The sequence below is a fragment of the Acidovorax sp. ACV02 genome (assembly GCF_014851475.1).
GTDB classification, from domain to species: domain Bacteria; phylum Pseudomonadota; class Gammaproteobacteria; order Burkholderiales; family Burkholderiaceae_C; genus Acidovorax; species Acidovorax delafieldii.
Window position 1 is genome coordinate 124,476 of record NZ_JACUZU010000006.1, and the last position, 12,332, is coordinate 136,807.

Here is a 12,332-nt window from a genome sequence, read left to right on the forward strand (position 1 = left end):
CTGCAAGCGCTAGTGAAATATGCGCTAGCAGCTATGAAAACAGGAGTAATGATGGGCGGCGCGCCGTGGTACGGCCGCTGGCAGCCGCCAAATCGGCCTGCATACAGCGGCTTGCATACCGCGCCCCACGCCAGCAGGCACAACACCGCGGCGTTGCCCTGCAAGGCACACAGCGGGGACGCCGGCTGAGAAGGTGGGGCTAGGGACCCTCTGCACAAATCAGCGCGCCGTGTGCATCAGCGGGCTCGGGCGGTCTGCCGCGTTGCAAATACTCGCAATAGCTACCGCTATTGCTGCGTTTTGCGCCTTGCAGCCCTTCCCGATCCGCTGCGCCCACTTGCCGCTTGATTCGTGCAGAGGGTCCCTAGAGGTGCGCTTCGCGTCAGGCGACCGGTGGGCCGCGCGCGTGGAACAGCGCAATGTGGGGTGTGCTCGCCCGCCCTGCCGCATGCACGGGCGGCGGCAGCGGCGCATCGGCCGCAGGCAGCGCCAGCGGGGCGGCATGCAATGCGTCGCCCAGCGCCAGTTGGTCGAGCAACAGGCAGTCCACCGGCGCGTGGTGGGCCAGCAGATAGGGCAGCCACAGACCGTGGCCGGGTGTGGCAGCGAGTCGCGCAGTGGGGGCCGGGTCCCACCCCGGCTGCCCGGGCAACGAAGAGGGCGCGGCCAGCACCCCGGCATGCGCCTGGTCCAGCGCGCCGCCGTGCACCACCTGGTGCAGCCGACCCAGCGTGGGCACCACCACCAATGCCAGCAGCAGCCACGCCAATGCCACGCGCCGCACCGCTGCGCCGCGCAGCGCGGCGGACGGCAGGTGCAAAGGGCGAAGGAAGGCGCGGGTCACGTCAGGCAAAAAGGGAAAGGATTGCGGCAGAGGCTGCAGCGGCAAAAGCCGTGGATTATTTCACCGGCACCGCATCCACCACGCGGTAGTACAGGCCATATTGGTCATTGGGGAGCACGGTGAACTTGCCTTCCACCACCACGGGCTCCAGCGAATAGCGCACGGGTGTCTTGGCCTTGACCTCAACCATGCTCTCGGGCCCGCCCGGTGTGCAGAACGAGCAGGTCAGCGGCACGGAGGTGAGGATGAAGTGCGTCTGCGTCGGCTTGGCGTCCAGCGGCACCATGAAGCCCTGAATGCGCTGCGTGGTCCTGTCCATGCCCTTCTGGGCGTCGTTGAACACGGGCAGGATGCCGTCCTTAGTGGTCTTTTTGCTCAGGTCGGTCAGCACCGACCAGGGCACCACGTCGTTGCGCTGGGGCAGCGGGGCAATCGGGCTGTTGGGGCTGTGGTAGCCCGCACCCGACCCCGATGGCACGACGGTGCCAGCGCCCGCAGGCAGTGGCGACGACAGCACTGGCGCTGCGGCAGCTCCTTCTTTGGCGCGCTCAAAGGCGCCCGGCGCGGGCTTGGTGGCGCCGCCTTGCTGCGCGTGCGCACCGCTTGCCAGAACCAGCGTGGCGGCCAGACAAGCCACGCGAGCCATCAGGCCGGGGATGGGCAAGGGTTTCAAGGTGCAGGACATGGCGGGGACTCCGGGCGAACGAGCATCAAAAAAACAGGCGCTCAGTGTGCGTGTTTCATGCCGCAGTATTTTCCAATGGCCAGGTTCTTGCACGCCGCCTGCAGGTCTTTCTGGCACTGGTCGTGGCCCTTGCCGGACTCCAGGCACTTGGCGGCGGCCTCGTGGGCGGCAGCCATGGCACGGTGGCGGGCGACGTCTTCCTGGGTGTCCTTGTCGTTGTGGGCTTGCGCATTGGCCAGGGCACCGGCGAGCAGCATGGGGGCCAGGGCGAGAGCAGCGAAAAGTTTTTTCATGGAAAGACTTTCAGGTGGAGTGGCTAGAGGGTTTATGGAGGTCAGAACTCGGGGGCCGCATCAGGGCTGGCTCAACAAGTCGGCCACATCGGTGCGGTAGGCCTGCATGGCCGGCAGCAGCGCCGCCAAGGCCGCCACGCCTGCGGCCAGCAGCGGCACCCCGGCTTCGGCGGGCAGCCAGATCCAGCCCGTCACCGGTAGCAAGCCCTGCGCCTGCAAGGCCCAGCCCAGGGCCTGCGTCAGGCCGTGGCCCAGCAGCAGCCCCAGCATGGACGCGAGCGCGGCCAGCCACAGCGCCTCCCACAGCACCAGCCCGGCCACCCGGCCCGGCGGCGCGCCCAGCATGCGCAGCATGGCCAGGTCGGCGCGGCGCTCGCGCACGGCATTCCACAGCGCGATGAACACGCTGAGCGCGGCCACGGCCAGCAGCACGCCGCCAAAGGCGCGCAGCACATCGGCACCCACGCCCAGCAGACGCAGCAGGCGCGTGACCTCGATGGCGGGCGCCGCCGCCTGCATCGAGGTGCCGCCGTTGATCAGGCGTGGCAGCGTGATGGCCGCCATGGGCGTGCGGTAGCGCACCAGGGCCACGGTCACCTCACGCTCTTCCTTCATGATTTCCAGGTCTTCGGCATCGTTGGCCGTGGCGGTCTCGTGCACCATCCAGACGGATTCGGTACTGGTCAGGATCAATCGGTCCAGCACACAGCCGCAGGGCGCCAGCACCCCGCTCACACGGTAGGGGTGGTTGCCATGGGCGTGCCCTCCTCCCCCCAGGCCGTGGCTGCCAATGAAGGTGGCCCCCACCAGCGGCGCGCCCTGATGGCTGGCTTTGACAATGCCCCGCGCCACGCTGGCGCCCAGCACCGCGTCCATGGGCTGCTGCCACAGCGCGCCTTCGGCCAACTGGGCCTCATAGTGCGCCACGTAGTCGGGCGTGGTGCCCACGATGCGAAAGCCCTGGTAGCTGTCGCCCAGGCTCAGCGGGATGACCTGCGCCACCAGCGGGTTCTTCTGCAGCGCCTGCACTTCTTGCAGGGGGATGTTGCCCGTGGGTACGTCGATGTGGAACACGCCCGCCAGGATGAGCTGCAGCGGGCTGCCCTTGGCGCCTACTACCAGGTCGATACCGCTCAGATCACGCTCAAACGCCTTGTCGAGCTGCGTGGCCACCAGCAGCACCAAAGTGATGGCGGCCAGGCCCAGCGTGAGCACCAGCAGGTTGAGCACGGCGGCCAGCGGTCGGGACCACAGGTAGCGCCAGGACAGGCGGGCGAGTTTGAACACTCCTGAATTCATAGCTGCTCAGGCATATTCAACCGGCGCTCCGTGCCGATTTCATTCAAATTGAGGGTCTGGACACCTGCCAGGGCGGACACCACACGCTGGTCATGCGTGGCAATCACCAGGCTGGCATCGCAGGCAGCGGCACTGTGCTGCAGCAGGGCCAATGCATCGGCCGCCGCCTCGTCGTCCAAGCTGGCCGTGGGCTCGTCAGCTAGCAGCACCTGCGGCGCCAGCAGCACGGCCCGCGCCAGCGCCACGCGCTGCGCCTGCCCGCCGGAGAGCTGGTGTGGCTTGCGGGCGGCCAGTTCGGCCACGCCCACTTGGGTGAGTGCGCGGTGGATGGCCGCATCGTCACGCGGCAGCCCGGCTGCAAAGTACGCCAGCGCCAGGTTGTCCGCCACGGTGAGTGCGCTGCTGAGGTACAGCTTTTGCGGCAAGAAGCCAATGGTGCGCGCGCGCCAGGCATCGATCTCGGCCCCCCGCTGCGTGCCCAGCTGGGTGCCCGCCACAAACAGGTCGCCGCCACTGGCGCCGCGCAAGCCCGCCATCAGCGCCAGCCAGGTGGACTTGCCGGTGCCCGAGCGCCCGCGCAGCAGCAGCGTGCCGCCTTGGCGCAGATCCACATCCGGAAAGCGCAGCGGCGCGGCGCCACCCGTGGCATAGGTGTAGGAAAGCCCCCGGGTGCGGATCATGCGGCAGCGCCCTCTGCCGGGTGCGCGCAGTCGGCACAGCGCCCGTGCACTGCAATGTCCACCGCCAGGCTCTCGTGTCCTGCGGTGGCCAGCGCCTGCAGCACCTGCTTGAGGGCGGTCTGCACCTTGGCCGAGCCCTGCGACAGGCGGAACTGGCGGTGGCAGTCGTCGCATTCAAAACGTGGGGCGGCGCCCTCCTCCCCTTGTGGCGCCAGCGCATACCGCGTCACGCGGGCGGCATCGACTTGCTTGTGCAGCAGGCCGGCGGCGGCAAAACGATCGAGCATGCGGTAGACCGTGACCTTGTTGACCGCAACACCCGCTGCAGCTAAGGCCGCTTCAACCTCGGGCTCTGACAGGGCTGCGTCCGGCCGGGCTTCGTACACTGCCGCCAACGCCCGTGTGGCGCGGGTGGCACGCATGCCGGGGGGAAGCGACCAAGGCTGGAGACGTTGAGGGGACGGGGAAGACATGGGTGGTGCGGATGAACTGCGCATAACGCAATCGGGTTGCATTATGCCTGCCTGCAGCCTCGCTCTGAACGAATTTGCTCCCTCCAAGCATTGAACCCAGAGCGCAAGACCCGGATCCCGCCCCTCTGGCAGCCGCCAGCGCGTCAGCGTCCGCCCTTCAAATACCGCGCAAACGTCTTGCGAAACTTCTCCACCTTCGGCCCCACCACAAACGCGCAGTACCCCGCGTTGGGGTGGTTGGCAAAGTAGTCCTGGTGGTAGGCCTCGGCCGTGCTGTAGTTCGAGAGCGGCTTCACCTCGGTGGTGACGGGCGCGCCAAACAGCTTGTCTTGCGACATCTGGCGGATCATGGCGTTGGCGATCTCGCCGTGCTCGGGGGTGTCGTAGTAGATGCCGCTGCGGTACTGCGTGCCCACGTCATTGCCCTGGCGGTTGAGGGTGGTCGGGTCGTGGGTGTGGAAGAAGATTTCCAGGATCTCTTCCAGGCTGATCTCGTCGGCATCGAACGTCAGCCGCACCACCTCGGCATGGCCGGTGTCGCCCTGGCAGATCTGCTCGTACGTGGGGTTGATGGTGTGGCCGTTGGTGTAGCCGCTTTCCACATCGGTGATGCCGCGCACGCGGTCGAACACGGCTTCGGTGCACCAGAAGCAGCCGCCGCCCAGGGTGATGGTTTGTGGGTTGTGGGCCATGTGGGAGGTCTCCATGCAGTTTCGGGGGAAAAACGTTCACGGCATGGTACGCGCCCTCACCCGCCGCAGTGCGGGCGGGGGCATTGGCCTTTACCCCTTGGGGGGGCTACTCGTACTGGCGACCCTGTGCCATCAGTTCGGGCGTGCCGATCAGCGCATTCAGGCCGTCAAAGTCCATCATCCGGTCCTTGAATGGCGCGGTGGTCTGGTGCGTGTGCAGGCTGGCGTAGTAGCCCTGCAGCGTGTGCGCCACCGCGCGGGCGGTGCCGCCGGGGAAGATCACGATGCGAAAGCCGCGCTGCTGCAGCTCGGCCGCGCTCTGGATCGGTGTCTTGCCGCCTTCGACCATGTTGGCCAGCAGCGGGATGCGGTGGGCAAAGCGCTGGCAGGCCGCGTCCATCTGCTCGGGGGTACGCAGGGCTTCGATGAAAAGCGCATCCACACCACATTCCAGGTACGCCTCGGCGCGGTCGAAGGCGGCGTCGATGCCCTCCACGGCCAGCGCGTCGGTGCGGGCCAGGATCAGGGTGTGGGCGCTGCGGCGTGCGTCCAGCGCGGCCTTAAGCTTGCCGCACATCTCGCCCACCGGCACCACCGTCTTGCCGTCCAGGTGCCCGCAGCGCTTGGGAAAGCCCTGGTCCTCGATCTGCACCATGGCCGCGCCCGCGCGCTCAAAGCCGCGCACGGTGCGCTGGGTGTTGAGCGCGTTGCCAAAGCCGGTGTCGGCATCGACGACGACCGGCGTGCGTACGCGCTCGGTGATGCGTGCCAGGGTGTCTTCCACCTCGGTGTAGGTGGTCAGGCCCACGTCGGAGCGGCCCAGACGGGTGTAGGCAATCGATGCGCCCGAGAGGTACAGCGCCTCGAAGCCAGCCTGCTCGGCCACCAGGGCGCTCAGGGCGTCGTAGACGCCAGGGGCCAGGATGGCGCGGGGTTCATGGAGGCGTTCTTTGAACGATGAAGGGGTCATGTCTTCACACTTTCTGACGGTTCAGCCCGGCCGCCGTGTTCGCAGCGATGTAGCCCCCGGCCACGGCGCTGAGCAGGCCGTTGCCGGAGAGATATCCCCACACCGCATCGCCCGACACGCCACGGGCTGCGCCGCCTGCGGCCAAAAGATTGGGAAATGGCTGGCCGGTCTGCCCCAGCACACGGCACTGGGCGTCGATGTCCAGCCCGCCCTGGGTATGGAACAGCGCGCCGGTCACCTTGACCGCGCAGAACGGCGCCTGCAATGGGCGGGCAAACACACGTCGGTTGTTGTCGTTCTGGCCGCTAGCGCTAGTGGTACTTGCCAGGGCTGCTATCAATTTTGATTCATCGCAGCCGATCAACGCCGCCAGCGCCTGCACGCTGTCACAGTGCTTTACCGCACCGGCTGCCTCGGCATCGACAAAGTCCGGAAAGCCACGCGCCAGTGCGAGGATGGGCGCATCGAACACATTCCACGCCACGCCGCCCGGCTGCGCCAGCACATGCACCGAGGCCTCGGAGTAGCCCTGCGTCTCGTCGTGAAAGCGCTCGCCCAGCGCATTGACCTGGATGCCGCCTTCCATCATCAGCGCCCACGAGATCAGCGCGCCCTGCGGAATGGCCCAGGAGCCGTGGCCCTGGTAGCCGCCCAGGTCTGCCAGCCGTGCCCCCAGCGCCTGGCCCCAGGCGATGGCGCTACCGTCGTTGCCTGTGTGGCCGGCGAAGAGGGCGTCGCGCATCTCGGGCAGCAGCTCGCGCACCATGGACGGGTTGCCGCCAAAGCCGTTGCAGGCCAGGATGAGTGCGTCGCAGGCCAGGTGCTCCAGGGTGCCATCAGGCCGCTCGTAGCCCACGCCGATCACGCGCTGCTGGGCATTGACCCACAGCTCGCGCACGGTGGCTTCGGTGATCAGCGGGATGTCGACCGCCGTCACCGCGTTGGCCAGGCGGCCCATCAGGCCCACGCCGGTTTTCTCGGGCGTGGCGTGCATGCGGCGCACGCTGTGGCCGGGGTACAAAAATCCATCGAGCACCTGCCACTGCAGGCCATGGCGCGCTTGCAGTGCATCGAGCGCCGGGCCGATGGCCTGGGCATAGGCCTGCACCAAATGGGGCGCTGCCCTGCCCTTGGCCTTGGCACTGATGTCGGCGGCAAACCGCTTCGGGCTGTCATCAATGCCCGCCGCGCGCTGCGCCTGCGTGCCGGGCGCGGGGATAAAGCCGGATGAGAGGGCCGAAGAGCCCAGCGGGGTGGCATCGCGCTCCAGCACCGCGCAGTCCACACCGGCGTCGTGCAGCATCAGCGCCGCCGTGAGGCCACAGGCACCGCCGCCCACGATGAGCGCCGGCACATGCGCGTCCTGCGCCACGGTGCCGGGTAGGTGCTCGGCATGGCAGATGCGGGGTGTGCTCATGGGCGCATTCATGCGGAAGGGGCGGCCACAGCGGCAGCAAAGTCGGCGCAGGTCAGCACCTGGGCCACGTTGGCCATGTCGGCCACCGAGGTGTCGTGCACTGCCTGCTTGAAGGCCGCGCAGCCGTCGGACAGCACCAGGGTTTGGTAGTCGCGCATGTGCGCATCGCGCACCGTGCTGGCCACGCCCCCGTTGGTGACGATGCCGCACACCGCCACGGTGGTGATGCCCGCGCGGCGCAGCACCCAGTCGAGCTGGGTGTTGAAGAAGGCCGAATACGCCACCTTGCACACCGACACATCCACCCACGGTGCGATCTCGGCCACATGCGCCTGGCCTGTGCTGCCGGGCGCAAAGTCGCCGCGCCGTAGAAACGGGCGCAAGGCCTTGAGGTGCGGCGACACCATGGGCTCACCTTGCGCGTCAGGCCACAGGGTGAACTGGCTGCCCACCACCATGCCGCCCGCCGCCTTGAGTGCCTTGGCCACCGCTGCCACCCGGGGTGGCAAGGCCTGGGCGGCTGCGCTCACCGCGCCACCGCGCGCGTAGGCGCCGTCCGGGGCCAAAAAGTCGTTTTGCAGGTCGATGATGACCAGCGCGGCGTGGTGCGGGTTGATGCTCGGGTTAGTTGCGCCGTGGCTCATGCTGCGCCCTCCCCGTCGGCCCGCACCAGCAGATTGCCCAGCGGGTCCACCGTGGCGCTGAAGCCAGGCTCCAGCCACACCGTGGTGTCGGGCTGCTCCAGGATGGCCGGGCCGTCGACGCGGGTGCCAACGGGCAGGTCCAGCCGTGCGTGGCGCACGGCGTCCCACCAGCGGCCAGCGTGGAACACACGCTGCACGCCCAGCGACGGGTTCACGGTAGTGGTCTGCGGTGCCAGCACCGTCAGGTCGAACTTGGGGCGCACGCCCACGCGGGCGTAGCGCAGGTTCATCACCCGCACGGCAATGCCGTCAAGCACACGGCCAAAAGCGGCGCGGTAGGCGGTTTCGAACGCGGCACGGATGCCATCGTGGCTCAGCGCGTCGGCTGCTACTGGCACCTGCACGGTGTGGGTCTGCCCGGCGTAGAGCATGTCGAGCGCAATGATTTCCTGCACTTCCACAAACTTCACGCCCGCTGAATCCAGGCGCTGCTGGCAGGTGGCTGCGAGTGTGGCCACGCGCTGGCGCAGGTCGGCCACGTCCAGGTCGACCAGGGGTTTGTTCAGCGTCTGCACCGCGTCGTGGCGCATGTCAGCCATCACACAGCCCAGGGCGGAGGTGACGCCGGGGTAGCGCGGCACGATGCCCGTGCCCACGCCCACCTCGCGCATCATGGCGCACACATGCAGTGCGCCGCCGCCGCCAAAGGGCATGTAGGCAAACTGGCGCGGGTCGTGCCCGCGCTCGATGGACACCACGCGCACAGCGCCCGCCATCTTGGCGTTGGCCACCGTGAGGATGGCTTCGGCGGCTGCCATCACATCCAGGCCCAGGGGTCGGGCCACATGGGTCTCGATGGCGTCGCGCGACTTTTGCGCGTCCATGGCGGCCAGCAGGCCACCGCCCAGGGGCCGGTCGGCGGCGATACGGCCCAGCAGCACGTTGGCATCGGTGACCGTGGGCCGGGTGTTGCCCCGGCCATAGCAGGCCGGGCCGGGGATGCTACCGGCCGACTCGGGGCCCACCTGCAGCATGCCGCTGGCGTCCACCGAGGCAATCGAGCCACCACCCGCGCCAATGGTCTCAATCTGGATCATGGGCGAGCGCACCACCATGCCAAATTCAATGGCCGTCTGTGCGGCCAACGCCGCCTCGCCCTTGGCCACCAGCGACACGTCGAACGAGGTGCCGCCCATGTCGCCCGTGATCACATCGGGGAAACCTGCCGCACGCGCAATCGCCGCGCAGGCAATCACGCCCGCCGCCGGGCCCGAGAGCGCGGTGCGCACGGGCACATCGCAAGCCGTCTGGCGCGACATCACGCCGCCGTTGCTTTGCACGATGAGCAGCTCGCCGCCAAAGCCCTGCGTGCGCAGGTCGCCCTCCAGCCGCTCCAGGTAGCTGCCCACCACGGGCTGGAGGGCAGCGTTGAGCGTGGCGGTGGAGCAGCGCTCGAACTCGCGGATTTCGGGCAGCACCTCGCTGGCGGCCGTCACATGTGGGTTGGGCCACACGCTGCGCACGGCGGCCACGGCGGCCTGCTCGTTGGTGGGGTTGGCGTAGGTGTTGATGAAGAACACGCAGACGGCCTCGCAGCCTGCCTCCAGCAGCGCGCGCGCCTGGGCCTTGACCTGTTCGATGTCCACGGGCGTGTGCACCGTGCCATCGGCCAACACACGCTCGTCCACCTCCAGGCGCAGGTTGCGCGGCACGATGGGCTCGAAGCTGCCGCGCAGGCCCCAGGTCTGCGGCCGGTCGCGGCGGCGCATCTCCAGCACATCCCGAAAGCCGCGGGTGGTGATGATGCCGGTGCGCGCCACTTTGCGCTCCAGCAGCGCATTGGTGCCCACGGTGGTGCCGTGCACGATGGTGGCGATCTGCGCGGCCGAGTCGGCCACGCGCGCCACGCCGTTCATGAAACCTCGCGCCTCCTCGCCCCGGGTGCTGGGCACCTTGACGATGCGGGCGCTGCCATCGCGCTCGTCCAGTACAAACAGGTCGGTGAACGTGCCGCCCACGTCCACACCCACCACATACGAAGCCTGATCCGAAACCTTGTCGCTGCTCATGCCTTGCCTTTCGCTGTGGCGGGGGCAGTGACGTAGCCCATCGCCAAATCTTTCTCACGCGCTGCTGCGGCCCGTGCGGCCGGTACACCGTAGCCCCCGCCACCGGGGGTTTCCAGCCGCACGCGCTCGCCCTGCTTCAGGCGGATGCCGATCATCTTGGAGCGCATGGGTGGCTGCTTCCATTCACTATTATTTTCATAGCTGAAGACGTTCATGGAACCAGCGCCACCGCCCGAAATGCCTTGGGGGGCAGCCTTGCCGCGCTCGCCAAAGATGAACACCTCGGCGTCCTGCTCCAGCAGCTCGATTTCATAGATCGCACCCAGGCCGCCCCGGTGCTCGCCATCACCGCCCGAATCAGGGCGCAGTGCCCATTGCGTGAAGCGCACGGGGTACGCAGCCTCCAGAATTTCGAGCGGCGGGATGGTGGCGGTGGAGATGGGTGCATTGCCATGGCTCAGGCCATCGCCATCGCTGTGCCCGCCGTGGCCGCCGCCAAAAAAGCTGAACATGACCCAGCGCTGGCCCTTGCGCGCGGCGTCGGTGCGCAGCCCGGCGATGGACAGTGCGTTTATGGTGCCGTAGGCCTGGGCCATGGCGCGCTTGGGGTCGGCCTGCGCAGTGGCGCTGAAGATCACATCGATCATGCGCAGGATGGTCTCGGTGTAGCCACCCACCGGGCGTGGCCGTGCGGCGCTGATGACCAGCCCCTCGGGCAATACAAAGTCCACCGCGTCCAGCACACCGGCATTGGCCGGCACATCGGGAAACAAATGCTTGAGCGCCACGTAGCACGCCGCAATCGCCGTGGCGCGCGAGATGTTGACGGGCCCGGCGCATTGCGGCGAGGTGCGCGAGAAGTCGAGCGTGAGGCGCTCGCCCTGCACCGTCATGTCGAGGGCGATGGTCAACGCCTCATCCTTCACTCCGTCGTTATCCAGGATGTCGCTGAAGCTGTAGCGCCCGTCGGGCAGCGCCGCGATGTGCGACTGCATGAGCTTGACGGCGCGCATGCGTAGCTCGCCCATGGCCTGCTGCACCAGGGCATCGCCGTACTGGTCCAACAGGTCGTGCAGGCGGCGCTCGCCCAGGTCCAGGGCGGCCAGCTGACCGTTCAGGTCGCCCCACAGACTGTCGGGCAGGCGGGTGTTGGCCTTGAGGATGGCGAGCACATCGTCGTCGAATACGCCGCCGCGCACGATGCGCACGGGCGGGATCTGCACGGCCTCCTGCCAGCATTCGGTGGCGGCCGGGTTGTAGTTGCCGGGCACGTTGCCGCCCACATCGTGCCAGTGCGCGGCCGATGCCAGAAAGCAGTACAGCTTGCCACCGCGAAAGAAGGGCCGCACCAGCTTGAAGTCGTTGGCGTGCGTGCCACCCTCGTAGGGGTCGTTGAACAACCAGGTGTCGCCCGCCGTGATGCCACCGCGCTCGCCCGCTGCCCGCATGGCAGCGCGCACGGCGAAAGCCATCGCCCCCACAAACACGGGCAGGCCCGATTTGCCCTGCACCAGCGTGTCGCCACTGACGGCGTCGTACAGGCCGTGGCAGGCATCGTGCGCCTCGGCAATGATGGGGTTGAACGCGCTGCGGTACAGCGTGGCGTCCATCTCGTCGGCGATCTGCTCCAGGCGGCCGCGCAAGACGGCCAGGGTGACGGGGTCCATAGCGGGCGGTGCGGTGGTGGTGTTGTTGTGTTCAGCCATTGACGGCCTCCTTGCCAAAGCGGGTGCGCAGCTGGTTCAGCAGACCGCCAGCGCGCACCATGTCCATGAGAAACGGGGGAATCGGGTCGCAGGCCAGCGCGCGGCCCTGGGGTGTGATGACGGCGGGCGCTTGCCAGTTGAGCGTGACGACATCGCCTTCACCCAGTGCACCGGCCTCGGCGCAGGTCAGCAGCAGCAGGCCCAGGTTGAAGGCGTTGCGAAAGTAGAGACCGCTGAACGACGGCGCGATGACCGCGACGATGCCCAGCCGCACCAGCACGGCGGCCGCCTGCTCGCGCGAGGAGCCAATACCGAAGTTGGGCCCGGCCACGATCACATCGCCCTTGCGCACGCCGCCCACGAAGTCGGGCCGCACCGATTCGAGGCAGTGGCGCGCCAGCACGTCCAGGCCGTGCTTCATGGCATGGCCGGGGGCGAGTACATCCGTGTCGATGTCAGCGCCAAGGCGCCATACCCTGTGAATATTCGTCATGTCGTTCATCCAACGCGCGGTGTATGAAACCGGCAAGGCCCAGACCGGTGCCACCGTGGAACTGGCT

Annotated in this window: 13 protein-coding genes; all 13 read right to left on the bottom strand. The window is 68.0% G+C overall.

Annotated features, from left to right (window positions below; all coding sequences use genetic code 11):
* Positions 1-382 precede the first annotated feature (382 nt).
* Entirely contained in the window at positions 383-844 is a 462-nt protein-coding gene (locus IB236_RS15415; RefSeq protein ID WP_370539921.1) for a hypothetical protein, read from the bottom strand.
* Between the two features lie 55 nt (positions 845-899).
* Positions 900-1,529, bottom strand: coding sequence for a DUF3299 domain-containing protein (locus IB236_RS15420; RefSeq protein WP_192421379.1), 630 nt, complete (start codon positions 1,527-1,529; stop codon positions 900-902).
* 41 nt (positions 1,530-1,570) lie between these two features.
* Positions 1,571-1,822 (bottom strand): hypothetical protein, encoded by a 252-nt coding sequence (locus tag IB236_RS15425; protein ID WP_192421380.1) that lies wholly within the window; start codon positions 1,820-1,822, stop codon positions 1,571-1,573.
* 60 nt (positions 1,823-1,882) lie between these two features.
* Positions 1,883-3,121: an FtsX-like permease family protein gene (locus IB236_RS15430; RefSeq protein ID WP_192421381.1), complete on the bottom strand. Its 1,239-nt coding sequence runs from the start codon at positions 3,119-3,121 to the stop codon at positions 1,883-1,885.
* Positions 3,118-3,801: an ABC transporter ATP-binding protein gene (locus IB236_RS15435; protein WP_146870874.1), complete on the bottom strand. Its 684-nt coding sequence runs from the start codon at positions 3,799-3,801 to the stop codon at positions 3,118-3,120. Before IB236_RS15435 ends, IB236_RS15430 begins: the two co-directional genes overlap by 4 nt.
* Complete coding sequence (locus IB236_RS15440) at positions 3,798-4,223, bottom strand: Fur family transcriptional regulator (protein ID WP_121942906.1); 426 nt, start codon at positions 4,221-4,223, stop codon at positions 3,798-3,800. The genes IB236_RS15435 and IB236_RS15440 overlap by 4 nt, the downstream gene beginning before the upstream one ends.
* Positions 4,224-4,417: 194 nt before the next feature.
* Positions 4,418-4,966, bottom strand: a complete 549-nt coding sequence (gene msrA / locus IB236_RS15445) for a peptide-methionine (S)-S-oxide reductase MsrA (RefSeq protein WP_192421507.1) — start codon at positions 4,964-4,966, stop codon at positions 4,418-4,420.
* A 106-nt stretch (positions 4,967-5,072) separates the two neighbouring features.
* Positions 5,073-5,936 carry an oxaloacetate decarboxylase gene (locus tag IB236_RS15450; protein ID WP_192421382.1) on the bottom strand — a complete coding sequence of 288 codons (864 nt, stop codon included), beginning with the start codon at positions 5,934-5,936 and terminating at the stop codon, positions 5,073-5,075.
* A gap of 4 nt (positions 5,937-5,940) precedes the next feature.
* Positions 5,941-7,353, bottom strand: a complete 1,413-nt coding sequence (locus IB236_RS15455) for an FAD-dependent oxidoreductase (protein ID WP_192421383.1) — start codon at positions 7,351-7,353, stop codon at positions 5,941-5,943.
* A gap of 8 nt (positions 7,354-7,361) precedes the next feature.
* Entirely contained in the window at positions 7,362-7,997 is a 636-nt protein-coding gene (locus IB236_RS15460; protein WP_056744798.1) for a cysteine hydrolase family protein, read from the bottom strand.
* Positions 7,994-10,066 (bottom strand): hydantoinase/oxoprolinase family protein, encoded by a 2,073-nt coding sequence (locus IB236_RS15465; protein WP_192421384.1) that lies wholly within the window; start codon positions 10,064-10,066, stop codon positions 7,994-7,996. The genes IB236_RS15460 and IB236_RS15465 overlap by 4 nt, the downstream gene beginning before the upstream one ends.
* Positions 10,063-11,772 carry a hydantoinase B/oxoprolinase family protein gene (locus IB236_RS15470; RefSeq protein ID WP_192421385.1) on the bottom strand — a complete coding sequence of 570 codons (1,710 nt, stop codon included), beginning with the start codon at positions 11,770-11,772 and terminating at the stop codon, positions 10,063-10,065. Before IB236_RS15470 ends, IB236_RS15465 begins: the two co-directional genes overlap by 4 nt.
* Entirely contained in the window at positions 11,765-12,274 is a 510-nt protein-coding gene (locus IB236_RS15475; protein ID WP_192421386.1) for a 3-isopropylmalate dehydratase, read from the bottom strand. The genes IB236_RS15470 and IB236_RS15475 overlap by 8 nt, the downstream gene beginning before the upstream one ends.
* Positions 12,275-12,332: the final 58 nt, after the last annotated feature.

Coding starts and splice junctions, on each gene's coding strand:
- IB236_RS15420 (WP_192421379.1), bottom strand. CDS start 1,529: ATGTCCTGCACCTTGAAACCCTTGCCCATCCCCGGCCTGATGGCTCGC.
- IB236_RS15425 (WP_192421380.1), bottom strand. CDS start 1,822: ATGAAAAAACTTTTCGCTGCTCTCGCCCTGGCCCCCATGCTGCTCGCC.
- IB236_RS15430 (WP_192421381.1), bottom strand. CDS start 3,121: ATGAATTCAGGAGTGTTCAAACTCGCCCGCCTGTCCTGGCGCTACCTG.
- IB236_RS15435 (WP_146870874.1), bottom strand. CDS start 3,801: ATGATCCGCACCCGGGGGCTTTCCTACACCTATGCCACGGGTGGCGCC.
- IB236_RS15440 (WP_121942906.1), bottom strand. CDS start 4,223: ATGCGTGCCACCCGCGCCACACGGGCGTTGGCGGCAGTGTACGAAGCC.
- msrA (WP_192421507.1), bottom strand. CDS start 4,966: ATGGCCCACAACCCACAAACCATCACCCTGGGCGGCGGCTGCTTCTGG.
- IB236_RS15450 (WP_192421382.1), bottom strand. CDS start 5,936: ATGACCCCTTCATCGTTCAAAGAACGCCTCCATGAACCCCGCGCCATC.
- IB236_RS15455 (WP_192421383.1), bottom strand. CDS start 7,353: ATGAGCACACCCCGCATCTGCCATGCCGAGCACCTACCCGGCACCGTG.
- IB236_RS15460 (WP_056744798.1), bottom strand. CDS start 7,997: ATGAGCCACGGCGCAACTAACCCGAGCATCAACCCGCACCACGCCGCG.
- IB236_RS15465 (WP_192421384.1), bottom strand. CDS start 10,066: ATGAGCAGCGACAAGGTTTCGGATCAGGCTTCGTATGTGGTGGGTGTG.
- IB236_RS15470 (WP_192421385.1), bottom strand. CDS start 11,772: ATGGCTGAACACAACAACACCACCACCGCACCGCCCGCTATGGACCCC.
- IB236_RS15475 (WP_192421386.1), bottom strand. CDS start 12,274: ATGAACGACATGACGAATATTCACAGGGTATGGCGCCTTGGCGCTGAC.